General features: G+C 40.7%; 18 protein-coding genes, 2 tRNA genes and 1 riboswitch. Of the genes, 6 read left to right on the forward strand and 14 right to left on the reverse strand.

Going from position 1 to position 26,606, the window contains the following annotated elements; translation table 11 throughout:
* Positions 1–36: 36 nt before the first annotated feature.
* Entirely contained in the window at positions 37–3,021 is a 2,985-nt protein-coding gene (gene leuS / locus QP420_RS02300; protein ID WP_481616436.1) for a leucine--tRNA ligase, read from the reverse strand.
* A 205-nt stretch (positions 3,022–3,226) separates the two neighbouring features.
* On the opposite strand from leuS, the gene QP420_RS02305 reads away from it, so the two are divergent.
* The 3 genes from QP420_RS02305 to QP420_RS02315 all read left to right on the forward strand — a co-directional run bounded on the left by QP420_RS02305 (position 3,227) and on the right by QP420_RS02315 (position 6,361).
* A complete protein-coding gene (locus QP420_RS02305; protein ID WP_060786632.1) occupies positions 3,227–3,655 on the forward strand; it encodes a hypothetical protein in 429 nt (142 codons plus the stop codon).
* An 83-nt stretch (positions 3,656–3,738) separates the two neighbouring features.
* The gene (locus tag QP420_RS02310; protein WP_060786794.1) at positions 3,739–4,545 is read left to right on the forward strand and encodes a fructosamine kinase family protein; all 807 of its coding nucleotides are present in this window, start codon (positions 3,739–3,741) and stop codon (positions 4,543–4,545) included.
* A gap of 91 nt (positions 4,546–4,636) precedes the next feature.
* Positions 4,637–6,361, forward strand: coding sequence for a substrate-binding domain-containing protein (locus tag QP420_RS02315; protein WP_481616437.1), 1,725 nt, complete (start codon positions 4,637–4,639; stop codon positions 6,359–6,361).
* Positions 6,362–6,427: 66 nt separating this feature from the next.
* Here QP420_RS02315 and QP420_RS02320 read toward each other — a convergent pair whose 3' ends face one another.
* On the reverse strand, positions 6,428–8,251 hold the full coding sequence (locus tag QP420_RS02320; protein WP_481616438.1) for an AMP-dependent synthetase/ligase: 1,824 nt from the start codon (positions 8,249–8,251) through the stop codon (positions 6,428–6,430).
* Between the two features lie 89 nt (positions 8,252–8,340).
* Positions 8,341–9,093: a M23 family metallopeptidase gene (locus QP420_RS02325; protein ID WP_481616439.1), complete on the reverse strand. Its 753-nt coding sequence runs from the start codon at positions 9,091–9,093 to the stop codon at positions 8,341–8,343.
* A 296-nt stretch (positions 9,094–9,389) separates the two neighbouring features.
* On the opposite strand from QP420_RS02325, the gene QP420_RS02330 reads away from it, so the two are divergent.
* Positions 9,390–9,462: transfer RNA gene (locus QP420_RS02330), tRNA-Asn, on the forward strand.
* A 179-nt stretch (positions 9,463–9,641) separates the two neighbouring features.
* Complete coding sequence (locus QP420_RS02335) at positions 9,642–10,613, forward strand: hypothetical protein (RefSeq protein WP_481616440.1); 972 nt, start codon at positions 9,642–9,644, stop codon at positions 10,611–10,613.
* A 66-nt stretch (positions 10,614–10,679) separates the two neighbouring features.
* Here QP420_RS02335 and QP420_RS02340 read toward each other — a convergent pair whose 3' ends face one another.
* The 11 genes from QP420_RS02340 to QP420_RS02390 form a co-directional block, all read right to left on the reverse strand.
* On the reverse strand, positions 10,680–12,128 hold the full coding sequence (locus QP420_RS02340) for an amino acid permease (RefSeq protein ID WP_060786545.1): 1,449 nt from the start codon (positions 12,126–12,128) through the stop codon (positions 10,680–10,682).
* 51 nt (positions 12,129–12,179) lie between these two features.
* Positions 12,180–12,370, reverse strand: a riboswitch (Lysine riboswitch).
* A gap of 71 nt (positions 12,371–12,441) precedes the next feature.
* Positions 12,442–13,197, reverse strand: coding sequence for a trimeric intracellular cation channel family protein (locus QP420_RS02345; RefSeq protein ID WP_060786544.1), 756 nt, complete (start codon positions 13,195–13,197; stop codon positions 12,442–12,444).
* Positions 13,198–13,411: 214 nt separating this feature from the next.
* A complete protein-coding gene (locus tag QP420_RS02350) occupies positions 13,412–14,581 on the reverse strand; it encodes a branched-chain amino acid aminotransferase (protein ID WP_060786543.1) in 1,170 nt (389 codons plus the stop codon).
* Positions 14,582–14,790: 209 nt separating this feature from the next.
* A tRNA-Leu gene (locus QP420_RS02355) sits at positions 14,791–14,874 on the reverse strand.
* A 41-nt stretch (positions 14,875–14,915) separates the two neighbouring features.
* Positions 14,916–16,547, reverse strand: coding sequence for a DUF501 domain-containing protein (locus QP420_RS02360; RefSeq protein ID WP_415695810.1), 1,632 nt, complete (start codon positions 16,545–16,547; stop codon positions 14,916–14,918).
* Positions 16,548–16,626: 79 nt separating this feature from the next.
* Entirely contained in the window at positions 16,627–17,220 is a 594-nt protein-coding gene (locus QP420_RS02365; protein WP_060786541.1) for an FtsB family cell division protein, read from the reverse strand.
* A 119-nt stretch (positions 17,221–17,339) separates the two neighbouring features.
* The gene (locus tag QP420_RS02370) at positions 17,340–18,254 is read right to left on the reverse strand and encodes an L-lactate dehydrogenase (RefSeq protein WP_060786540.1); all 915 of its coding nucleotides are present in this window, start codon (positions 18,252–18,254) and stop codon (positions 17,340–17,342) included.
* Positions 18,255–18,468: 214 nt separating this feature from the next.
* Positions 18,469–19,764, reverse strand: a complete 1,296-nt coding sequence (eno, locus tag QP420_RS02375) for a phosphopyruvate hydratase (RefSeq protein WP_004111823.1) — start codon at positions 19,762–19,764, stop codon at positions 18,469–18,471.
* 170 nt (positions 19,765–19,934) lie between these two features.
* A complete protein-coding gene (mfd, locus tag QP420_RS02380; RefSeq protein WP_060786539.1) occupies positions 19,935–23,570 on the reverse strand; it encodes a transcription-repair coupling factor in 3,636 nt (1,211 codons plus the stop codon).
* Positions 23,560–24,159 (reverse strand): aminoacyl-tRNA hydrolase, encoded by a 600-nt coding sequence (gene pth, locus QP420_RS02385; protein WP_060786538.1) that lies wholly within the window; start codon positions 24,157–24,159, stop codon positions 23,560–23,562. Before pth ends, mfd begins: the two co-directional genes overlap by 11 nt.
* A 126-nt stretch (positions 24,160–24,285) precedes the next feature.
* On the reverse strand, positions 24,286–25,326 hold the full coding sequence (locus QP420_RS02390) for an ABC transporter substrate-binding protein (protein ID WP_415688743.1): 1,041 nt from the start codon (positions 25,324–25,326) through the stop codon (positions 24,286–24,288).
* Between the two features lie 386 nt (positions 25,327–25,712).
* Between QP420_RS02390 and QP420_RS02395 the strand changes: the two genes are divergently transcribed.
* A complete protein-coding gene (locus QP420_RS02395) occupies positions 25,713–26,504 on the forward strand; it encodes an ABC transporter permease (RefSeq protein WP_060786537.1) in 792 nt (263 codons plus the stop codon).
* Positions 26,505–26,606 lie beyond the last annotated feature (102 nt).

The raw sequence follows: 26,606 nt of genomic DNA on the forward strand, positions 1-26,606 counted from the left end.
TGGTTAAAGGCTATTTTGCCTAGAAAACATTAGATTTCAGCTTTCGTCTGGCACAATAGACACAATCTTTGGAGCCTTAACAATCACCTTGCGCGGAGCTTTACCACCCAAGCGATCAGCTACAGCTTCCAACGCGAGTTTTTCTAGCTCGCTAGCCTCAATATTTGGATCAACCTCAAGCTTTGCGCGAACTTTGCCCTTAATCTGCACAACAGCCGTAACAGTATCTGCGCCAACGTAGCGAGAATCTGCAACTGGCCAATCTGCATGAGCAATCGACTTAGTATGCCCAAGCTTGCTCCACATCTCTTCGCAAATATGCGGAGCAATAGGAGAAAGCATAAGAACCAGCGGCTCAACTGCAGCTCGAGGTACATGTGGCAGAGAAGTCAAGTGGTTGTTTAACACAATCAGCTTAGCGATTGCAGTGTTTGGTCGCATTGCTTCCATCTCTACAGTCACTTCTGCAATTGTATTGTTAAGAAGCTTTAACGTCTTCTCGTCCAACGCATCTTCTGTTACTACACAAGCTCCAGTTTCCTCGTTAACAACGTTACGCCACAAGCGCTGCAAGAATCGCATGCCGCCAACAACATTACGCGTATTCCAAGGGCGAGATTCAGAAAGCGGACCCATGCTCATTTCGTACAGGCGGAATGTATCTGCACCGTAGTTTTCGTACATGTAGTCTGGAGTCACAATATTCTTTAGGCTCTTGCCCATCTTGCCAAACTCGCGATTAACAGGCTCGCCATGCCAAGTAAATGTTGGCTCGCCAGCGCCGCTATTAGCGCCTTCTTCAACTTCGTCTGCTGGAACATACTGTCCACGCTCGTCCGTGTACGCATAAGCCTGAATCATGCCCTGGTTAAATAGGCGATGGAATGGCTCAGCAGAATCCACGTAACCCAAGTCATAAAGCGCTTTGTGCCAGAATCTAGAATAAAGCAAATGCAAAACTGCATGCTCTACACCACCAACATAAAGGTCAACACCGCCAGAAACATGCTCTTTACCTGGACGGTTAGTACCCATCCAGTAGTCATATTCGTCGCTGTCAACCATATGCTCAGCGTCGTTTGGATCCAAGTAGCGCATGTAGTACCAGCAAGATCCAGCCCAGTTTGGCATAGTGTTTGTATCTCGATAGTAGGTTTTTACGCCATCTCCAAGATCAAGCTGAACTTTAACCCAATCCTCATTTCTACTCAAAGGCGCTTCTGGCTCGGAATTTGCGTCATCTGGAGCATAAGTCTTTGGCTGGTAGTCTGGAACATCTGGCAAAGCAATCGGAAGCTCACTATCTGGAACTAAGTGAGCAACACCATCCTCATCGTAAACAATTGGGAAAGGCTCTCCCCAGTAGCGCTGCCTAGAAAACAGCCAGTCGCGAAGTCTGTAAGAAACTCTACCTTTGCCTACACCAGCTGCTTCAAGCCAAGTTGTAACTTTTTTAATAGCTTCATCTACGCGCAAACCGTTGATAGATAAGGCATCTCCGCCCTTATAAGTCTTTTCTACAGAAGAGTTAATAACAATTCCGTCATGCGAAACAAACGGAGCATTACCTTCGTAATCTGCCAACTTTTCGCCAGACTCAGCAAGTGGTTCAACCGTGTAGATTACAGGCAAACCAAAGGCCTTAGCAAAATCATAATCGCGCTGGTCGCCGCCTGGAACTGCCATGATTGCGCCCGTGCCGTAATCCATAAGCACATAGTCTGCAGTAAACAGAGGAAGCTTCGCTCCAGTTACAGGGTTAATTGCATAAAGACCAGTAAACAAACCAGTTTTTGCTCCCGCGTCTTCTGTGCGATCTTTTGCAGTCTTTGCTCTAGCTTGAGCTTGATACTTAGCTAAGCCTTCTTTAAGACTTGCGTAGCCACCCTTCCAACTTTCTGGAACGCTTGCACTCCAGGCTTCTGGAACATGCTCAAGAATTGGGTGATCAACGGAAACAACCGCAAAAGTAGCGCCAAAAAGCGTATCTGGACGAGTTGTGTATACTTCCAAATCACGCGTTTTACCATCTGCACATGGCACATCAAAATGAACAGAAGCACCGTGAGATTCGCCAATCCAGTTTCGCTGCATAAGCTTAACTTTTTCTGGCCAATCAATAGTATTTAAATCTTCAACCAATCGGTGACCGTAAGCGGTGATTCGCATTGACCACTGGCGAAGATTGCGCTGGAATACTGGGAAGTTTCCACGCTCAGACTTGCCTTCTGCAGTAACTTCCTCGTTTGCAAGCACAGTTCCCAATCCTGGGCACCAATTTACAGGAGACTTAGAAATATATGCAATACGGAAATCGTTTAATACATCCGCTTGCTCTACCTTGTTAAGATCTTCCCACTTTTTACCTGCAAAACCTGGGATTTCGCGTTTGCCGCTCTTAAACTCATCAACCAGCTCGCAGATTGGTCGAGCAGAACCTTTGCCGCCATCTTTACGCACAAAATTAGGGTTGTACCAAGCGTCGTAAAGCTTTGAGAAAATCCATTGTGTCCAACGAACGTAATTTGTATCAATAGTTGCAAAAGACCTACGATCATCAAAACTCAAGCCCATGCGATGCAACTGCCTACGCATATTTGCAATATTCGCCTCGGTAGTAATGCGTGGATGCTGGCCAGTTTGCACAGCGTACTGTTCTGCTGGAAGTCCAAAAGCGTCGTAGCCCATAGCATGCAGAACATTCTCGCCCTTCATGCGGTGATAACGGCTTACAACATCTGTTGCCAAATATCCAAGAGGATGCCCAACATGCAAACCTTTTCCAGAAGGATACGGGAACATGTCCATTGCAAAGAAAGAAGGGCGGCCATTCGCAAGCCTACCTTCTCCATCCTTTAAATTGCCCTTAACATTTGCCGCCCAGAACGTGCCTTGCTCATCCCAGGTTTTTTGCCAGCGCTGCTCAATATCTTGTGCGAGTTGCGCATCGTAACGAAAAGCTGGCGCAGCGATTGTAGCGTTGTTGTCAGCTGTTGAATATTGTTGATCGTTGTCTTCCATAAACAAGCACTATAGCGACTCATATCGTCAATTTGCAACACTTTTTACAACTTTTTTTATATATTTTAAAGATTTTCTGAAAGTTTTAATGCATAATTCACAAAATACTCTTATTTAGCGTTTTGCTTAAAAATGATTAGTAGAATTATTTTACGCATTCAACACAAGAATTGATTAAAAAATAACGATTTAAAGAGGTTGAGTTATGAAAGTATCAAAAAACACGCTTTTGCTAATTGCATGCCTTGTATGGGGATTCGCTGGATTCAATATTCTTCGCATTGGCATTATTGCATACTCAAACTTTTTATCTGCTATTAATTTTGTTTTATCATTAGTTGTTTTTGCAATATTTCAAGTGTTTATTTTTGGAAAACTCGTAAAAAAACATACCGCCAGAATTAACTCATACAAAGAAAACAAGCAATTTTTCCTTAAATTCTTTGACGTTAAATCTTTTATAATCATGGCTTTTATGATTACTTTTGGTATTACTATTCGCGCAACAAATCTTGCTCCAGAACGCTTTATTGCAGTGTTTTATACTGGATTAGGCTCCGCACTAGCATTAGCAGGATTACTTTTTGGATATCAGTTTGTTAAAAATCTTTGCACAGTTAAAAATAAAAAATAAAAAAATCAGACACAAAAATGATTATTGTGCAAAGTCTTAAGTAAAATAATGTGATTGGTATAAATACAAGCACAGAGGTTGCTATGAGTAATAACGTGTACAAAAAAAGCAGGTCATATGCGCCAGACCGCTTCTTTGAATGCGAGGGGCGTGGTCTTAATTGGCTTAGTGAAGCTTATACTTGCGGCGGGCCTAAAGTTGCTAAGGTCTTTGACTGGGGAAAAGACTATTTAAACATTGAGCGCATTGAAACTACAAGCCCTACTCCTCTAGCAGCGTTTGAATTTGGAGCATCTTTGGCTCATATGCACGATTTTGGCGCTAAATATTTTGGCGAACCACCAGCAGACTATGATGGAACATGCTATTTTGGCCCCCTAAGTGACCCAGTAAAAATGGATTGCGGCGATTGGAACAACGTTATTGACTATTTGGCAGAAGGCAGACTTTTACCAATGGTAAACCTTGGTATTTCTAGGGGAAGCCTTACAAAAAGCGATTTAGATCTTACAAATAAAGTTATTGATGCTCTACCAAATTTGCTTGGAAAAGCCGCTGAAGATAAACCAGCGCGCGTTCACGGAGACTTATGGAGCGGGAACGTACTTTGGACTAAAAGCGAAGATGGCGAACACACAGAAGCTGTTTTAATTGACCCTGCAGCTCACGGCGGTCACCGCGAGGAAGATTTATCAATGCTTCACCTATTTGGAATCAGCTATTTTAAGCAGATTCTAGACGGCTACCAGTCTGTTCATCCACTAAAATCTGGTTTTGAAAATCGCATGACAATTTGGCAACTCTACCCTATTGCTGGCCATTGTGTTTTCTTTGGTGGAGGCTACGTTAGCGAGTATAGAGACATGTGCTTAGATTTGCTTAATCGCTGAATTTGTATTAGATAATTTAACAAATACTTTTTAGTAAATACTTTTTAACAAATAAGCAAAAACGAAACTAAATTTACGAAAGGCTTTAACTATGATTCGCACGCATAAGCATATTTTGCGCAAAGTTATTGCTGCTCTGGCAGCAAGTACAATGCTTTTTGCAATTTGCGCATGCGGATCTAGCGTACAAAACGCGTCGCCTAGCGCAAAGTCTGAAGTAAATCGCGGAAACGTTATAATTTTCACACCTTCCGACGGGCTAAATTTAAGTAGAAAAACGCCATTAAGCACATGGGATAATCTTGTTCCAGAAATAGTAAAATCGCTAAAAAAGCGAGGATTTTCTAGCAACGCAATCACAACCAAGTCTTCTAACAGCTTGTACAATCAAAGCCAAGATATTCAAGACTATGTTGTAAACACTATTACTTCACTAAACTCCAATAACTCTGCTAAATCGCTCAAAAGTAAAAACGCAAAAACGAACGTTAAAAACCTTCAAAATAGCGTAAAAAAACAACTTTCAAAAACAACGATTGTTGTTGCACCTTGGAGCAATAAAAACGGACATAATAATTATGGCGATTATGTAACACAGCCAGATTCAAACACCAATCAATCGAACGATGATTTAAAGAATCAAGAAGAAGCAGAAAATAGACTTTCAAACGCTTTAGAACTTGCCAAAAAAGCTGGAATGCACGTTATTATGCTTTCTAGATTAAGCAATGGATTTAAGCCAGATATTCTATTTAACCTTTCTTCGGCTCAAAGAATCGGAGAGATTCAAGCCCACACTCTTGTACAAAAATTGGCTCTAAATCAAGCATCTAAAGATAATCCAAAAAGTGTAGAAGTGCTTTTGCCTTGCCATAATCAAAAGCAAAATGTTCATTTTCACATTGGAATAAATAAACGAGGAATAAATTCAGAAGATTCTTCGTACAAAACTCCAGATTTTGATGACGAATTTTCCAGACTTGCCTTCGAAGGAATCTGGAAGGTTTTAAAACCATATTATGAATCTGGACTAATGTTTTCTCCTTCTGGAAAGCTTAACAAAAATTCCACCGAAAACGATTGGAAAAACGTTGCTATAGATGCGGATAATTCTGATTCTGTTAAAGCAGAACTTGAATTTAGACTTATTGAAAAAAATAGCAATCAAGCAACTTCAACAAAACACGTAGATGGCATTATTGCTCTAGAAGATCAAGTTGTTATGCAAGCAGAAAATGCTTTAGAAGAGCTTGGTTACAAAGGAAGTTCTGCAGATATTAATCCTTCGTTTACCCTTCCAGACATTATTGGAAACTTTATTGGAAAGCGTAATTTAAGCAAAAAGAAAGTTCCAGCTCCTTCTAATTCAAAAAATAACAATTCTTCAAACCAAAAAACAGGCAAAAGCGGTAAAAATAATAAAAACAATAAAGATAATCAAGATAGCAACAAAGATAACAGCCAGAATAGTCAAAGCGAATCTGCAATCTCTGTTGTAAACGATTCAAAATGGCCTATTATTACTGGCTACGGAGCATATAAAGATGCCTTGCCTAATCTTGTAAACGGAAAACAATGGATGACTTCTATAGAAAACATTCAAAAGATTTCTGTAGATGTTGCAGAACAATGCAATTCGTTAAACACTTCTGGAAAGATTACACAGCTAGAAGATGTAACCATTTTTGTAAATAATAATGGGCCTCAAAAAGATGTGCCAGTGGCAACTGAAACTATTCTTGCAGTTAGTGCAACAAATCTTAAGGCGCTTTTAATAGACCCAGGCTACGTTACTCTTGCAGACGCAGGGCTTTAATCGCCTTAGGCCAGCACATTACTTTTGCACCTTAATCTAACGCCTTATAGCTAGAGATTAATGCGATTATCTTTTAGATTTTGGAGCATAAATCTTATTTTCAATAAGATCTTTGTAACGCTCTAAAACAACGCTTCTCTTTGCTTTAAGACTTGGGGTAACCAATCCGTTTTCTTGAGTAAAGGCATCTGGAACAATCTCAAACTTTCTAATCGACTGAGCTCTAGAAACCTTGGAATTTGCTTTTACAACACTTTGTTCAATCTCGGACTTAACAATTGAATTCTTTCTAGCTTCATCCAGAGAGCGCACAGGCCCTGCTCCCCTAGATATAAGCCAAGAGTTTACTTCTGCAAAATCAAGTGCAATAATTGCCGAGATAAACGGCTTTCTATCTCCTAAAACAACACATTGAGAAACAATTGGGCATGTCATAACACACGCTTCTAGAATACCTGGAGAAACGTTTTTACCGCCTGCTGTTATTATTAAATCTTTCTTTCGGCCTGTAATCCTAACAAATCCATCTGGCTCTAGTAATGCAAAATCTCCCGTGTGAAGCCAGCCGTTTACTATTTGCTTTTCTGTTATTTCTGGGTGATTATGGTATCCAACGCATACTGCAGGACTTTTAATACAAAGTTCTCCCTCGTTGTCTATTGCAACAGACACACCTTTAACAGGAAGCCCCACTGTTCCAATTCTGTACCCTTTTGTAGGGTTTACCATTGATGGAGCGCATGTTTCCGTCATTCCGTAGCCTTCGAGGATTGGAAGCCCAATTCCATTAAAGAAGTGAGATATTGATGTGTCTAAAGGCGCTCCGCCCGAAACGCCGTAATCAACATTTCCTCCAAAAACTTGCAGAATCGACTTGTATACGGTTTTTTTAAAGAATTCATGGCTTATTGCAATCATTGGCGAAACCATTGCACCACTTTGCTGCGCTTTTGACCATTGCTTAGCAACTTTTACGCTTAAAGCAAACATAACGCCTTTTAACCCTCTACCAGCCTTTTGACTTGCCGCATTGTAAATCTTTTCAAATATTCTAGGAACGCCAAGCACAAATGTTGGTTTAAAGCTAGCAAAATCACTTAGTATTGTTTTAAGATTACTCGATAATCCAAGTGTAACGTTTCCAGCAAAGCAGAAAAATTGCATGTATCGCGCAAAAACATGCGCTAGCGGAAGGAATAACAATAGTTTTGGAGTTCCACTCTTGCTTCTTAATGCTATGTCTGGCATAGAAAGTATTCCAGATTTTGCTATAAAAACAAAATTACCGTGCGAAAGCTCAATACCCTTTGGCTCTCCAGTAGATCCAGAAGTATAAACAATTGTTGCCAAATCTTTGCCTCTAACGGCTTTTTCTCTTTCGTAGAATTCTGCATCTGTAACGGTTTTTCCGTATTCAATAAACGCTTCGATTGCGTCTGCATTTAATACAAAAATCTCTTCAAGGCTTTTGCACGATTTTTTTGCAGTCTGAGCATTTTCTTTCATCGCCTGGTCTTCAACAAAAATCATGCTTACGTTGGAATCGTTAATAATGTTTTCTATTTGGCTTAGCGAGCTTGTTTCGTAGATTGGAACAGTTAAAGCCCCAATAGACATTATTGCCATGTCTAGTAAAGTCCACTGCCAAGAAGTATGAGCAATTATAGATATTGAATCCCCTGGCATAACTCCATGCGCTATAAACCCTTTTGCAACCGATATAACTAAGTCTCTAAACTCTTTAGCGCTGTAGGAGCCCCATTTTCCGTTGCTAGATGCATACTCAATTAAAGAGCCATTAGGATTACGCTCTACGCGGTTTTCAAGAAGCGAAAAAATATTTGCATCGTAATCAATCTTCTCATTAAGACTGCGAGAATACTTTTGCATAGTTGCTCCTTAAAGTGCGTATACTCGTTTAATTAATGACTCTTAGTGTTTATTCAAGAATCTACATACACTATACGATACGCATTTTACTACTTTACGTTTAAATCTTCTTTTGGTTTTAAAACTATTTTTTGTTTTTGAACCATCTTTCTAGGGTTTGCGTATGTTTTGTTTCTTCGTTTTAATCCCCATTGAACGCAAAGATTATCGCAATGATCCGATCCAACTGTTACGTAGGCAAAATTCTGCCCTTTTTTAACAACTGACCCAACAGGTAAATCCGTATACGCTGGCTCAAAAGTAGATGTTAAAACACCATGGCTTATTGTTACAACAGATTTTCCAGCAACCAGCCCCGCAAAGGCGATTATCCCATCTGCTGGAGCGCGGAGCTCTGTGCCTTCTAAAGCTTGTAAATCAACACCTCTGTGTCCTGCAATCCAAGGCTTAGTAGGACCGTCAAAATCTTTATCAAAATCTTTAATAATATTCGCTTCTTTTACTGGATATATCATCCTAGATTTGCAATACTCTAGCTCTTTTATCTCTTCGATTTTGCTTGCAGCTAAAATAAGCGTTTTATTATTATTCGTGCAGATATTTGCGGACTGCTTATAAGAATCTGGCTTATTTGATTGAACATATTCGTATTCAAGCTTTTTACTCACATTTGAATCTTCTAAAACCTGGATTAATGAAACAAATGCAATCAACGCAAAAAACGCTAGTGCGTACGCAAAAAGTATTTTATGCTTAAAAACATATGTTTTTATTTTTTTAATTTGTTTTCTGATTTTTGCGTGTTTTTTATTAATAACTTTTATGTTAAATATTTTCCACATTACTGCTCTCCTTTTTGTTTATAGTTAATAAAAATGGCGTATTTTAAGGGTTTTATTGATTTTATTTACTTTCCATTTATTATTTTTTTAAAAGTGTTTCACACGATTCTTTTTTAGTAAAGATTTTTTTAACAATGTGGTTAAAGGCTATAAATCCCTGATATTTCCCCAATATTTCCCAATATTTCAGCGTTAGCGATTTTCGACACGCCCAAATCGACTCATATTTGCATATCCACAAATTCCGTGTAATATAAATGTCTTGTGCACGGCACAAAGCCAAGCATGGAAAATATTCCTGCGTAGCTCAGTTGGCAGAGCGTTCGACTGTTAATCGAATGGTCGCTGGTTCAAGCCCAGCCGCAGGAGCAAGATAAACCACCAGTAATCCTGGTGGTTTTTTGTTTTACAAAAGTTTTGCGTTAAAGCTAACTCAAACGCTCAAAAACCTATAAGTTCCAAGGCATTACGTACTTAGTTTGGCGTAGACTATAAGTGTCGTTTGCACAAAGCAAATCTTGGCAAATATTGAAAAACAGAGGATGAATATGTTAGAAAACATCTCCAAAGCCATTAACCATGGCAACAAAAAGAAGATGATAATTCTTATAACTGGCGTTGTAGTTCTTGCGCTGGTTCTTTGCGTAGGCGCTGTATGTTGGAATATTCAGCATAATGCACGCGTAAAAGAGGCTCGCAAGCAGTGCGAAGTTCAGGTTGCACAAGTAACTAAAGCAAACCAGTCTTGGAAAAAGCTTATTAAAAATTCTCTGCTTGTATCTTTTGCTAAAGAAGATTCCGAAAACGGCAAGTTGTTGAGCAAGCTTATGAAGCTGCGCATACCAGAAACAGTTGTTTGCAATGCAAATTCTCCAGAAGCTTTAGGCTCGCAAAGCGCTCAGGCTATTGCTGCTACGCAATGGTATTCCGATAACGCTCAACGCATTCGCAGCATAACATCTATTATGATAGACAAAGCTGCAAGCGATGAAGCTTCTCAAGAAGCAAAGAAGAAAGACGAAGAAGCTCAAAAGCAGCTGCAAAAAATTACTGCTCCTGTTATTCGTAAGGCTCCTAGAATAAACCGTAGGCCAAAGCTTAATATTCCTAACATTCCTCCTGACGATGTAGAAAAAGCAAAGAAGAAGGCTCAAGAGGACGCTGCTGCTAAGAAGAAAGCAGACGAGGAAGCTGCTGCAAAGAAGAAGAAAGCAGACGAGGAAGCAAAAGAAAAGCTCAAGAAAGAGATTCTGGAAGAGTTAGAGAAAGCTGCAAAGAAGAAAGCAGAAGAAGAAAAGAAGCAGAACCAACAGAACCAACAAAACCAACAAAACCAGAATCAGCCACCTAGCGGTAACCCACCTAACGGTAACCCACCTAACGGTAACCCACCTAACGGTAACCCACCTAACGGTAACCCACCTAGCGGTAACCCACCTAACGGTAACCCACCTAACGGTAACCCACCTAGCGGCAACCCACCTAACGGTAACCCACCTAGCGGCAATGGATCTAATTAATACCTCTGCTAATTCAATATAAAAAATGCGCTCAGCAAATCACTGAGCGCATTTTTTATATTCTAATCACTTTGTTAAATCAACTTGATCTAACGGAATAACCTTGGTGTGGTACTTAATCTTGTATCCCACATAAAGCACAATGAACAGCGGTACAGACATATAGGTTATGCCAATTGCCTGCCAATTAAGTGTGTGGAACGATTCAAGATCTTGGCCAACAATAACCAAAATGCACAACACAAGAGCCACAATCGGACCAAACGGATACCACTTAGCTTTATAAACAAGATCATCCAAAGACTTTCCTTGCGCAATATACGCCTTGCGGAACCTGTAGTGTGCAGCTGCGATTCCTGCCCAGGCAATGAATCCAGTCAAACCACTTGCAGCCACTAAGAACATGTAAATTTGCGTTCCAAAAATACTCATTAAGAATGTTAAAAGAGCTACAACAAACGTTGCAACCAAAGATTGCACTGGAACGCCTCTTCTATCTACGTTTCCAAACACCTTTGGAGCGTGATTATCTTTTGCAAGAGCGTAAAGCATTCTAGTAGATGCGTACATTCCAGAGTTGGCTGCCGAAATAACAGATGTAAGCACAACAGCATTCATAATTGTTGCTGCAACTGCCAGTCCTGCGCGCTGGAACACAAGAGTGAATGGGCTTATAGAAATATCGCTAGCTTCCGATCCAAGCAAGCTTGGGCTTGTGTATGGAATAATGCATGCGATTACAAAGATTGCAAGAATGTAGAACAAAACAATGCGCCAGAACACTTGCTTTACAGCCTTTGGAATGCTCTTATCTGGTGTTGCTGATTCGCCTGCTGTAATGCCAATAAGCTCTGTTCCCTGGAACGAGAAGCCTGCAATAGCAAATGCGCCTAAAACAGCAGGAATTCCGCCAGCAAATGGAGCATTCTTATGCGTAAAGTTGCTTAGCAATGGTGCTTTTCCGCCTAAAATTCCAACAATCGTAAGCAAACCAATAGCCAGGAATATAATAACGGTTACAACTTTAATAATCGAAAGCCAATACTCGGTTTCTCCAAAGCACTTAACAGTAAGAATGTTAATCAAAAGAATAATAACAAGAACTGTTAGAGAAAATATCCAGATTGGCACATTAGGAAGCCAATATTGCAAAACAATTGCTGCCGTGCTTATATCTACGGCAACCGTGATCGCCCAGTTAAACCAATAATTCCAACCCATTGCAAATCCTAAAGCTGGGTCAATAAACTTTCCAGAATAAGATGCAAAAGATCCGCTAATTGGCATATAAGTTGCCATCTCGCCTAGAGATGTCATAAGAAAATACACCATAATGCCGATTGCAGCATACGCTAAAAGTGCACCGCCTGGGCCTGCCATGTGGATTGTTGCGCCGCTAGCTACAAATAAGCCTGTTCCAATGCTTCCACCCAAAGCAATCATGGAAATGTGGCGTGTTTTTAAACCGCGATGCACGGTTTGAGATTCAGTAGTTGATGAACTGTTGTTACTCATTGTTTCCTCCTTTTGACAATATTCAAACAGAGGCAAACAAGCAACAGTATGCATGTCGATAGCACTCCGCAGCAAATTGCCAAAATTGCTGCGACAGTCCTTGGCCTATTAAGCCAAGTCCCAGCTTGTAAGCTAGAAAGAATAACCTACAAACTTCGGCGCTCTCCCCTTTTGCAATCACTTAACGCCTCTTTCTGGCTAATGATTGCTACTCTTGTTGAGCGCGACCTCTGGTCGATGTGTTTTATTATTAAGATAGGCAAAGACAAAGTCTAAACACTAATCGATATTTATTCAGATTAGGACATATTTTCTAGTTATTTTGATTATTTTTTTCTGCATTTTTTATAGATTTATCGGAAATTTTACGGCTATATGCATTATGTCTGCGATATTTACTTATTTTTAATGGCGATTTGCGATTTGCCGCACCAAAAAGCGTTAAATCAAACTTAACAGACATCAATCGCATTGTGACTACAAGCACAACAATAAGCGTGTCTAAAATCATCTCTGTAATAACGTCAAAATAGCCTGCACGCTGCGCTTTTACAACAAACACCGTTAAAACACACCCAACGCCCGCAGGAAACGCATACCAATGCTTATCTCGAACAATTACAGGAACTTGATTTAAAACCATATCTCGAATTAAACCGCCACCAAGAGCTGTAGCCATGCCCAAAAACACAGACGCCATTCCAGACATGTGAAAATCCAAACCTTTGGCAGTGCCATTTACAGCAAAAAGTCCCAACGCCAAAGCGTCCAACGTTAGCATAAACCACTTCCACTCATCGATTTCTAGATGAGCAAAAGCAACAATAACACCCGAAGCAAGCCCCGTAAAAACAAATCCCCTATCCGCAATTCCTACAGGCGGCAAAGCACCAAGCAAAACGTCTCTAACAATTCCGCCACCCAATGCTGTAAGCCAAGACGTTGTGATTATTGCAAAAATATCGTAGTTCTTGCGAATAGCCCACATTCCGCCAACCATTCCACAGCAGCCCATAGCTATGTATTCAACAACAAGGAAGAAAATGTTGTCTCCTAATGCCCCTTCCACAATATTTCCTTTCCAAAGCTACAAAATCGCCTAAACACATTTGAGCGGCAATTTACAACTGTCTAATCTATAACTGTTTATAGCCATATACAACTAATAAGCATACAATTAGCGCGCCACACAATATGTTTAAGCATGATTAAACACACTTAAACACAAAACGTGACGCGCTAATTAACTAAACCTTAGTTAGCTTAATTTAAGCCACTTTCGACTAGTCGCATACCTTCCACATCCAGTTGTGAGTGTCTTCAACATCTCCAAGCTGAATTCCAAGAAGCTCATCACGAAGCTCTTGAGTAAGAGAGCCAACGCCGCCGTCTGCAACTTTAAGATCAAAGTCTTCCGACTTAAATCTGCCAATTGGCGTAATGATTGCAGCAGTTCCGCAAGCAAGAACTTCGGTAACTTCGCCAGAGCGAATATCGTCAAGCAAGCCTTGAAGCGGAATCATAGTTTCAACAACATCATGACCCTTTTCTTTTGCAAGCTGAATAATAGAACGACGAGTAACGCCTGGAAGAATGCTGCCAGTTAAAGATGGAGTTTCCAAATGACCGTCTTTGTGCAGAGCAAACATATTCATGCCGCCAAGCTCTTCCAAATAAGTCTTAGTTGCAGCATCCACAAAGCAAACTTGCTCGCATCCGTGCTCAATACCCTTGTATTCGCCAAGCAATGATGCAGCATAGTTTCCGCCACACTTAGCAAAACCAGTACCACCAGGGCCAGTACGGAACCACTGATCTTCTACCCAAATGCTAACTGGCTTTAAGCCTCCCTTAAAGTATGGGCCAGAAGGAGAAGCAATTACGCAATACTCAACCTCGTGCGCCTCGCGAACTCCAAGGAACGGCTCGGAAGCAAACATAAATGGACGCATGTAAAGAGTGTACTCACGCCTGCTTGGCACCCACTCTTTATCGCGCTTAACTAAAGCAGCAACAGAACCAATAAAATCGTCAATAGAAAGATCTGGCAAGTACAAGCGCTTAGCAGAATTTTGGAATCGTGCAGCGTTAATATCTGGGCGGAAAAGCCAAACAGAACCATCGGCGCGCTTATATGCCTTTAAGCCTTCAAAGCATTCTTGCGCGTAATGAAGAACGGATGCGCCTGGATCCATTTTTAACGGGCCGTAAGGCTCAACACGCCTATCGGACCAACCTTCTCCCTTGGTCCAAGACATATGAACCATATTGTCGGAGAAAATTTGGCCAAATGCTGGCTTATCAATAAGCTCAGCTCGCTTAGCGCTAGAAACTGGATTATCATTAGGCAAAACGGTAAAGTTGCCAGCTAATTTGTTTAACAGAGCAGGATCACTATGATCGTAAGAATCGTAGGCATCCTTAAACTCTGGAGCGACTTCTAAATCGGCCATTATGTCTCTTTTCCTATTTGCAATTACTTGTACTTTTTTTGATTGCTTTTATTGCAATTAATGGTATAGATTAGTACGATTCTCAATTAACGCAAGCCCGTATACAAATATTTTTTGTTGAAAAATAAGCATTTAGCCAAAAGATTTACGATTTGCAACAAAGAATTAACACAAATTATGGAAAAAATAATTTCGCAGCGTAAGATTTGTGCCTCTGGTGGGACTCGAACCCACAAGCCCGTAAGGGCGTCAGATTTTAAGTCTGATGCGTATGCCAATTCCGCCACGGAGGCAACAGACACTAATTATGCCATATAAATCAAATAAAAACAACTCAGCGCGTGGCGAGTGTTCTTCGGCCTAAATCTAAAGTGATTCCGTCTAATAATCCATGCTCACTCGCAACAAAAGTTTCAAGCACTCCGCCATGATCTTGATAAGCCGCCTTAGCAAGACGCTCAAGAACGCGACTTAACACAACAGCTCCGCCGCCAACAACATCAACCCTTCCTGGGTGAATCGTAGCGTATGTGCGTCTACGCTCTCGCGTCATATGCAAGAATCGATCGTTAACCGTGTAAGCTTGATCCAAAGCAATTTTTACTCCATCAACAGCCTTATGATCATAATGCTTTAAGCCAATTGCAAGAGCCGCCATAGTTGTAACAGTACCCGAAACGCCAATAATCGTACGCGCTTTGCCAGCATTAACATGTTTTAACGCTTCGTCTATATTCTTATCAATATCTTTAATTGCACAAGATATTTCTTCTTCTGTAGGCGGATCCGTATGCAAATGACGTTCAGTCATGCGCACAGAACCAATATTCATAGAATAGGCCGAATCAACCTTATCTTCAGCAAGATTCACGCCATCTCCGCCTAGAACAAGCTCTGTAGAGCCTCCGCCTAAATCAATAACAAGATACGGAGCTTGCAAATCTTTTCTAGAAACCACACTTGTTGCGCCCAAAAAACTCAAAGCCGCCTCTTCGGTTCCACTAATAACCTCTGGATGCACGCCAAGCTCTTCAAACATCATTTGCTCAAACACGTCTCTGTTTAAGGCATCTCTTGTGGCAGAAGTTGCAACAAAACGAATAGCGTCCACTTTGTGCTCACTAAGAACTTTAGCAAACTCTTTAGCAGCGTCTTTTACGCGCTCTAGAGCATCACTTGCAAACATATGCGTTTCGTCAATCCCCTGCCCTAATCGCACAACTCTAAGCATTCGAGGAACAACATCTTTCATACCGTTTGCATCAACTTTAGCAATCTTTAAGCGAATTGAATTAGTTCCGCAATCAATTGCTGCAACGCATACAGACTTTCCAGACGGCACTTTTAAATCGTCATTTTTAAGGCCAGGATTGCAATATTTTTCGTTTTCAACTTGCGAATAGTCGTCATCACCCCAAGGCGTAGTGCACTTACAAATATCTGGACTAAACTCGCTTGATATTTTGTTTAAAACCATATCTCCAATAGGATTAACACCTTTACCCATTACAAGACTTTGAGCCAGCAAAGCATGCAAGCATTTAACGCGAACTGGCATTCCTCCCGCGCTCATATTTTTAATATGCTCTTCGCTATCGTTTAATCGATTAGCCAACTCTTTACGAAATTCCAAATACGTTTTATGAGCCTGCTCATATTTTTTAGCAACGTCCTCGTTGTTGTTTAACAAATCGTTGCATTCCTTCATAAAACCTTGAGCCTCTAAATGCGAAGCGGCCTTAACAGCTTCTGGGCTTGTTAAATAGCATGTTGTAGGGAAAGGCGTTCCGTCTTCTAAGCATGGACGCGTAATAACAGCAAGAGGCCTGCCACAAACACATCTAGCTCCAACTGCAACCATGCCTCTTGGGAATCTTCCCAATTGACGCTTTACAATATCTTTATCTGCTTTTGATGCAGGATTTTCTAGTAAATGATCCACCAACAACTTTGTGTTTAAACCCATTTTCAACTCCATATGCATTGCATAATCTTAAGTTCTACGTACAACTTTTATTCTTTTTTAATTCTATCTACTTTTAATTCTATCTACTTTTATTATTGGGTTTTTTATTTGTAGATTTTGCATGATTAGTTTTAGATTTATTAGACCTATTCGCATTATTACTAGTGCCATTAGTGCCATTAGTGCCATTTTCTTTAGCCTTAAAGCTCATGTCTTCTGGCTTATCTGCCTTGTGAAGCGCATAGAATAAATCACTATACCACGGCAATGCTTTTCTATCTTCATACAAAGAATCATCTTTGTTAAACGATTCTGGAACATAGCCTGTAATCGCCTCTGGATGTTCTACTCTAACGGCCTGCTCTCCTGGAAATATAAATCCCAATCTCTCCCTAGCCTGAGCCGCAACATACGCCTTATCTTTCCAGCGTTCCACATCGTTATTAAGCGCCTGTTTTTTATCTTTTAAAGCAGCTTCATCTCTTTGTAAAGCATGCAATTCTGCCAAACTTAAAGCATAATTACGAATTGTAGATATAAGACCAATACAGCAAAGAAATACAACAACTATCATGGAAACAAATACAACTGAACCAGAAAACAGCCTCTTTTTCTTTGACTGATTTGATTCGTCAACTGTATTTGAAGTCATGCGGCGATTTCTTAAAATCATACTTCTAAATTACTTTAAATATTCGACGTGACGCACACGCGTTTATAAAATTGCGGCCAGCAGCATAAGCCGCCAACCGCAATTACTTTTAAATTTATTATTAAGCTTTATACTTTAGACTAATCCATTTGAGCTTTGCTCAAAATAGTATCTGCCGAGTGTTGCAATTTTTGCAACTCCTCTTGCGTCAAATCAAGCTGGCATTGCTTAACAATTCCTTCTCTACCAACAATTGCTGGGTAAGAAAGATAAGAATGGTACTCTTCACGATAGTTAGAAACAGGCATTTGCTCTTTAGAATCCGAAAGAACTGCATCTACCAGACGAACTGCAGCAGCAGCAATACCGTAGTTTGTGTACTTTTTGCCGTAGAACACTGTAAATCCGCCTTCGCGAGTTTCCTCGTCAATTGCGTCTAAATCCATGTTCTTTTCTTTAATAAGCTCTGTTATAGGCTGCTCAAAGACTTTAACAGTAGACCAGGCAACAAACTGAGAATCACCATGCTCTCCCAAGCTATAGCCCTTAACAGCCTTTGGATGCACGCCAAAGAACTTGCCAACAGCTCGATGCAAGCGCGCAGAATCAAGCAATGTGCCAGTTCCAATAACCTGCTTGTAATCAAGACCAGTTGACTCTTTGTAAAGCTGGCAAATGGCGTCGCAAGGATTAGTGACGTCAATCAAAACACCATGGAATCCAGAAGCCTTAATCTTGGCACCAACTTCTTTAACTTGAACGCGATTATTATTAAGCTCTGCAAAACGATCAGGATTAGGAACATCCAAAAGCTTGATATTTCCTAAAGCACTTACGATTACATCTACGTCTTTTAATGCTTCATAATCATTAACCGTAATATTAACGTTAAATGGCACATTATCCATTGAATCTTCAAAATCCAATGCGTCAGCATTCACCTTTGCCTCGTTTGTATCATAAAGATACAAATCGTCTGCATGACCGCCAACAACAAGTTGATGCGCTACTGCTGCACCAACGTTTCCCATGCCTATAACTGCGACTTTTCTCATATGAAACATCTCCTTCCGTTTTTAGTTTTCCATAAAAAATAGCACTATTTTGATGAGAATAAAAGTAATTTTAGAAAAATTTATATATTTTTTTAAAAAAATCGCAAAAATATACGAAAAACGGCCAATCGCAATCAAATGCGACTGGCCGAATATAGGCTAAGATTTAAAGCTTAAATAAACTCACATAGAATCTATAAAAGCCTCAGTATAGTTACTTCATATACTTCTTGCAAGCCTTGAATGCGCTGTAACCAGCGTACTGAGCAGTAGAGCCAAGCTCTTCTTCAATCTCAAGCAAGCGGTTGTACTTAGCAATACGCTCACCACGAGCAGGAGCACCAGTCTTAATCTGGCCAGTGTTCTTAGCAACAGCAAGATCAGAAATGGTGGTATCTGGAGTCTCGCCAGAACGGTGAGAAACCATAGAAGTGAAGCCATTCTTGGTTGCAAGTTCAATAGCGTCGAGGGTCTCGGTAACGGAACCAATCTGGTTCAACTTTACAAGCAAGGAGTTAGCTGCTCCAAGCTCAATGCCCTTAGCCAAACGCTTTGGATTAGTAACGAGCAAATCATCGCCAACAAACTGCAAACGATCACCAAGACGCTTGGTGATTGCTGCCCAATCATCCCAGCCTTCTTCCTGGAATGGATCTTCGATGGAAACGATTGGGTATTCGTTGATGAGCTTCTCGTAGTAATCAAGCATGTAAGCAGATTCGCGCTCTTCACCATCGAAACGATACTTGCCAGTTTCCTTGTTGTAGAACTCGGAGGAAGCAACGTCGAGGGAAATACCAATCTGCTTGCCTGGCTCGTAGCCTGCTGCTTCGATTGCATCCATAATGTACTTTAAGGAATCCTCATTGGACTTCATCTTTGGAGCGAAGCCACCTTCGTCGCCAAGACCAGTAGCCAAGCCTTCCTTCTTCAAAACGTTCTTTAAGGTGTGATAAACCTCAACACCAGCGCGCAAAGCATCGCTATAAGTTGCAAAACCGTATGGAGAAATCATGTATTCCTGAATATCGGTTGCAAAATCAGCGTGAGCGCCACCGTTCATAATGTTCATGTTTGGAACTGGAAGAATGTGGCCATTGGTGCCGCCAATGTAGCGGTACAAAGGAAGCTCAGCAGACTCAGCAGCTGCATAAAGAGCAGCAAGGGAAACACCAAGAATAGCATTTGCGCCAAGCTTGCCCTTGTTTGGAGTGCCGTCAAGCTCAATCATTGTTTCATCAAGAGCACGCTGATCGCTGGCATCCATGCCAATAACCTTTGGCGCGATTACTTCGTTAACAGCCTTAACTGCTTCCAAAGTACCCTTGCCCTGGTAGCGGGACTTGTCGCCATCGCGACGCTCCCAAGCTTCTGCCTCACCAGTTGAAGCACCAGAAGGCACTAAACCAATGCCCTGAGCGCCATCTTCGGTCTCCAAATAAACCTGAACAGTAGGATTTCCACGAGAATCCAAAATTTCGCGTGCGTATACGCTTTCAATAGCTGCCACAACTACTCCTTATTTATATCTGTTGGTTGTGTAACATATTTAAGATTAATGCGTTTTATGGACGTTATTTAACATAGTAAGTCGCCCAGCTTTAAAGCCAATATTTACACTTATATTTGCACCGCATTTTACACTTATATGCAATTCTTAAACTAGCACAAACAAAGATTTTACCAATCAATATCTTCTAAAAGCTGCTTAGTAAACTCAATAACATCTTGTTCTTTGGCAGAAGAAGAATCTCCTAAAACAGACGCAAAAGGAGAAGGAAAAATCATTGTATGCGTAACAGGCTTAAACTGAGCACCTTTATAAATCCTACTCAAACGCATCCAAACAGATTGTGCAGGGTCAAAACCTATAACTCGTACGGATTTTCCTTGCAAACTTATTTGACTAATTCCCATTTTGCTGGCTTTAAATCTAAGTCGAGCAACATCAAACAGTGTTTGCAAAGATTTAGGCGGATTTCCATATCTATCGTTTAGCTCGTCAAAAATATCCTTCAAATCATCGTCATTTTGAGCCTGTGCAATCTTTCTATAAGCTTCTAATCGCAATTTGTCGGAATCAATATAGTTTATTGGAATCGAAGCTTCTATAGGCAAGTCAATAGACGTAGAAACAGTTTCCTTATGCTCTGGCTCTTTATATTTTTCAACAGCTTCACAAACCATGCGAACATAAAGATCAAATCCAACGCCTTCAATATGGCCACTTTGAGCATTGCCAAGTAAGTTTCCAGTGCCTCTAAGCTCCAAATCTTTCATAGCAACATCGAATCCAGATCCAAGAGCTGTATATTGTGCAATTGTTGCAAGTCTATCGTGCGCCTGCTGAGTCATTGGCTTAGTTGAATCGTACAAAAAATATGCATATGCACGCTCACGACCTCTGCCAACTCGCCCGCGCAATTGGTGAAGCTGACTTAAACCAAACCTATCTGCACGGTCAACAATAAGCGTATTGGCGTTAGAAATATCTAATCCCGTTTCAATAATCGTAGTGCAAACAAGAACATCAATATCTCTGTGCCAAAAATCGCGAATAATAGTGTCGAGCTGCTTTTCGCCCATTTTTCCGTGCGCAATCGCAACTCTAGCCTCTGGCACAAGTTTTTGAATATTAGACGCAACTTTGCTAATGTCTTCCACTCGATTGTGCACATAAAACACTTGGCCGCCTCTAAGCAACTCGCGTTTAATACAAGCCGCCACTTGCGCGTCTTCGTAAGCTCCAACATAAGTTAAGACTGGCAAACGGTCTTCTGGAGGCGTAGCAAGAGTTGACATTTCGCGAATACCTGTAACAGCCATTTCTAGCGTTCTAGGAATTGGCGTTGCCGAAAGACTAAGAACATCTACGTTTGTGCGCAAAGCCTTTAAAGTCTCCTTGTGCTCAACGCCAAAACGCTGCTCTTCGTCTATAATCACCAAACCTAAATCCTTGAATTTTATGTTTGGATTTAAAAGCTTATGCGTACCAATAACAACATCAACTTTGCCTAATTCAAGGCCTTGTATAGCCTCGTTAATTTCTTTTGCGCTCTGGAATCGGCTCATTGCAGCAACCGTTACAGGGAAGCCAGAAAAACGATTAGTAAAAGTCTCGTAATGCTGCTGAACTAAAAGAGTGGTTGGCGCTAAAACAACCACCTGCTTGCCGTCTTGAACCGCTTTAAATGCTGCACGAACAGCAATCTCAGTTTTGCCAAAACCAACGTCTCCGCAAATCAGCCTATCCATTGGTATTGGCTTTTGCATATCTTGTTTAACTTCGTCAATAGTCGTAAGCTGATCTGGAGTTTCTTGATATGGAAAATCGTCTTCAAGATCTTTTTGCCATGGAGTGTCTGCACTAAAAGCAAATCCGCTGCTAGACGCCCTTGCAGAATAAAGTTTAATCAAGTCTTGCGCAACTTCTTGAACAGCTTTTCGCGCTTTTTCTTTTGTAGCAGCCCAGTCCGCGCCTCCAAGCTTATTTAGCTTTGGAATCTCTGCACCAATATATTTGCTAACCAAATCAAGCTGATCTGTTGGAATAAAAAGCTTATCTGCAGGAGCATTGCGTTTACTAGGAGCATACTCAATTTCCAAATATTCGCGAGTAGCTTCCCCATTTGAAGTTTTTACAATTCGCTGCCTCATGCCTATAAATTTACCGATTCCATGCTGTTCGTGAACAACAAAATCTCCTGGCTTAAGGTCTAGAAGATCAATCTCTTTTTTTCTGCGCTTTGGCGTTTTAATCCCATTTGCAGAAGAAGACTTTCCCGTTAAATCTCTTTCGCTAAGAATTGCAATTTTACTTTGCGTATCTATAAAACCATCAACTATACGAGAACTAATCTGCGAAAAATCAAATATTCCAGTTGCATGTACAGCTCGCACTAATCTCGCTAATGTTCCGCTAGCGGCCGCACTAATATACACTTTATATCCGTTAGAAATAAGACTTGATATTCCGCCAGAAATCTTTTCGTTGTCTCCTCTAAATTCTTGAGGAGATTTAATACCCAAGTCTAAATAACTATTTTTTACGAATTTACTTTCGATTTCTCCCTTAGCCTCAACGGTTTCTAACGACTTATCTGCCGCAAAACTGTTTAAGTTAATTACCTGATGATTGTTGTTTTCAAGATTTTCTAAAACACTGTCAAAATCAAGAAAACTCGCCTTATCAAAGGTTATTGGAGCGCCTGCGCCTTTGCCCGATGCAGCAACATGCCAGCTTGCAGCCAAAAACTCGTTTGCCGTTTTAACTAAATCGTTAGCTGCTCGTCTGCATTTTTCTAAATCCGAAACCAAAATTATTGCGTTTTTTTCAATAAGATTTTCTACTGGCTCCATATTGTCAACCAACGCAGGAAGCAAAGATTCCATACCCTCTACAGGTATTGCATTTGCGATTGATTCCAACATGTCTTGCGCATTTGGAATCTTACCAATCAAAGACTTTGCTCTCTTTTGAATACCCTCCGTAAGCTGCAATTCTCGGCAAGCTGTAGCCCATACTCTACTAATGTTCTTTCCGTACGTGCGCTGGTCTAAAGCGTGGAATTGCTTAATTGTATCAATCTCATCTCCAAAGAACTCAATACGCACAGGGTGATCCATTGTTGGAGGAAAAACGTCTATGATTCCGCCCCTAACTGCAAACTCCGCGCGGTTCATAACAAGTTCTACGCGATTATAAGAATTTTCTACAAGACGCTTTATAGCAACATCAATAGGAATTTCTTTACCACATTCAAAAACAAGTGGCTCTACATTACAAAGATCTTTAACAACTGGCTGAATAATGGAACGAACAGGCATAACAAGAACGCGAATTGGACCAAACATGTTATCTTCGCCATCTTTGCCATTTTTACTACTTTGCGCATGCTTTAATCGCCTAAAAACCGCCATTCTACTTGCTACAGTATCTGCTCTAGGAGAAAGACGCTCATGCGGAAGAGTTTCCCAAGCCTCTAGCTGAGCAATATCTTGAGGATTCCCATTGTAAAAATCTCGTATGGATTCAAGTGATTCTAAAGCATCTCTACTAGACGGAACTATTAAAACAACTGTATTTTTAACCGCCATTTGTGCAGCAACGGCCGCCCTAGCACCATTTGGGCAGTATACGTTAAGAGGATTAGAAAAATCTTCTTCGAGCAAAGCTAAAGACTTAAACGAATCGTTTTTATTACAAATATCTTGAAGTATATTTTCAAGACACAACTTAGGCGAGCAAGAACTTTGTTCTAATGAATCTTTTAAAACTGGCGACTTTTGCGTAACAGAATCAGCTTTATCTGCCATTAAAATGCTCCTGAGTGGCACTAAGACCGCGGAAAATCACACTTTCTACGGCATCTGCGCCATCTGCCAAAAAGTTAGGAAGATCAGATTTTTGTGCACCAGCAAATCCGCCCAAAACCCAATTAACAGTATTATCGTGAGAATGAGCACCACGCTGAGCATGACCAACACCCATTCTTACTCGCGCATAATTAGGAGTTCCAAGGCTGCGATCAATGGAGCGAATACCGTTATGGCCTCCAGCAGAACCTCCAGCTTTTACTTTAATGCGCCCAAAATCCAAGTCCATATCGTCGTGAATAACAACAATATGATCTGGCTCAATCTGATAATACGCACTTATAGAAGATACTGCAGCTCCAGAATCGTTCATAAAAGTAAGTGGTTTTGCAAGGAAAAACTTTGCCGACTTACCGTCTAAATTCATAACACCCTTGCCAAGTTTAGATAGGCCTTTATGATCCGAAAACTGTACCGACCAACGCTCAGCAAGACAATCCGCAACCATAAACCCCATGTTATGACGAGTACCTTCGTACTTAGATCCAGGATTGCCAAGGCCAGCAATAAGCCAAAAATCCGAAGCCATAATTCACACCCAATCTTATAACTCAACAACAAAACGGGCGTACCGATTGAAGTTGGATTATACAACTACCCGATACGCCCTCATATACTGTACTTTATTTTAGCAAGACTCAAGTCATTGCGTAAACTACTTCAAAAATTCGTCCGTAGTTAATTCTTTTGCTTGAGGAGTTTTATATGTTACTTTGCCTTTAGAATCCGTATACGCACCTTCCTTACTTAGGAAGTCGAAGTATTCTTGAGCGCCCTTAACATCACTTGTGCCGAACACAAACTTGCCGCTTTTTATGTCTGCACGATTACCCCAATATTGCCCGTCAACAATCATCTTCATGCTTCGCTTAACGAATTTCACATCAAGATTAGCTTCAGGAGCTTCTTTTACTAAAATGTTTGCAGCTTCATCTGGATGATTGTAAGCGTATTCATAACCGCGCTTAACGGCTTTAACAAAAGCGCGAACAAGCTTCGGATTGCGCTTAACTGTGTTTGCGTTAGTAATAACACCAATCGTATCTGGCTGACCAGGAACTCCATAATCTGCTGTCTTAAAGCAACGCAACTTTGGACCATACATTTCCGCCTGCACACCTTCCCAAGTGCCATAAAAACCACCAAAATCAGCTTTTCCGGATTCAAGCGTACGGAACGTAGAAGTACCAACAGTAACCTTATCGAACTTACCTTTGCCACCATCGTGCTGAATCATTCTACGAATCACAGCATCACCTTCTGCAGATCCAAAGGTTGCAAAAGTTTTACCATCAAAGTCTTTAGGCGAATGAATTTTAGTATTTTTATAAAGAGAGCACCAAATTGCGCTAGGCTTTTGCTGAACTTGCAAAACTTCCTTCAATTTAGTGCCTTTTGTACTGAAATCTGCAAGACTAGTAATATTACTTAAAGCAAAATCCGCAGCACCAGAGTCAACAGCATGCTCTGCACCAGTTTGAGACACAGCCAAAATATTCACGTGTAAACCAGCTTGCTTAAACCATCCCATATGCTTTGCCACGTATATGCCAATATGATTAGTATCCGGTATCCACGAAAGCATAAACGAAACGTTTTGAAGACCAGATTTACTATTCTGCTTACTATTGTTTGATCCGCACGCACACAAAGACAGAATGCAGCATGAGCTTATAAAAACTGCTATTGCACGCATAATATTTTTATTAAATTTCAAACAAAAAGCTCGCACATTACGCCATAATTCGCATATCATAAGTTCCCTAGCTTTCTTAATAAATAACCGCTTTCTGGGAATGTAACACGAACTTGGCAGAAAACGGTATCAAGGGCCTAGCCCGCGCCGTTCAATGCCCCCAAAAATTAGAACTTTTGGTTTGCCACACATTGACTCACGAAACGACTAAATTATGCACTAATCGAAAGACAAATACGCATAAAATACACGCTTGCTAACTACATACTAGCTATGTGATATTTTCATACAAGAAAGTTTGTAAAATTTTACATTGTTTGATTGGGGCAGCAGTCAAGCAGATACAACAAGCATTATGGCTTGTATACTGAAAGGAACGATATTCCATGACGCGCGCGCGTTGGAAAACACTACTGCACAATTATCTGCCAACAATAATTTCTACTATTACATTACTAATTTTTTGGCAGCTTTCTTGCGAATTCTATAAAATTCCAGAAAATTCCATTCCAACTCCTACAGATATTGCTAAAGCAACTTATGATGTATGGCCACAATTATGGCCTGCAACCCTTGCAACTATTGAAGAAACAGTTATTGGTTTTAGTCTTGCCATTGTGAGCGGCATTTTACTGGGCGTACTTTTTCACGTATGCAAGCTGGTTCACGCAGCTTTGTTCCCACTTCTTTGTGCTGCACAAACGTTACCACTTATTTCGATTGCCCCGCTATTTCTTATATGGTTCGGTTTCGAAATGTCTGGAAAAATTGTTATCGTAGCTATTTTTAGCATGTTCCCTATTGCTGTTCAAACAATTAGAGGTCTTGATGCAGTTCCAAGTTTTTATAGCGATGTAGCTCTCACATGCGGAGCGGGACGAGTTTGGACGCTTTGGCACGTAAAATTAAGGATTGCAGCTCGACAAATTTTTGGTGGAATTCGCATTAGCACAGCCTACGTTTTTGGCGCAGCTACTACTGCAGAATATCTTGGATCACGTCAAGGATTAGGTATTTGGCTGCAAGCTGCATATAATTCTTTCCGCACTCCGCTTATTTTTTCTGCAACATTCGTAATTATTGCGTTTACAGCAATATTGATGGGCGTAGTTAATATAAGCGAGCGATTATTGCTAGGCCCTGTAGAAGACGACGAAGACCCAGATAATCAAATGTAAAAACGCATAAAGCCAACACATAACATAATGCCGAACATAATCTAAACTATGCTCGGCATTATGTTTATTAATCCAAAGCTGCCTTTAGGTGCTTCTTTGACT

Source organism: Bifidobacterium sp. UMB1197 (assembly GCF_030217745.1).
GTDB lineage: Bacteria > Actinomycetota > Actinomycetes > Actinomycetales > Bifidobacteriaceae > Bifidobacterium > Bifidobacterium vaginale_B.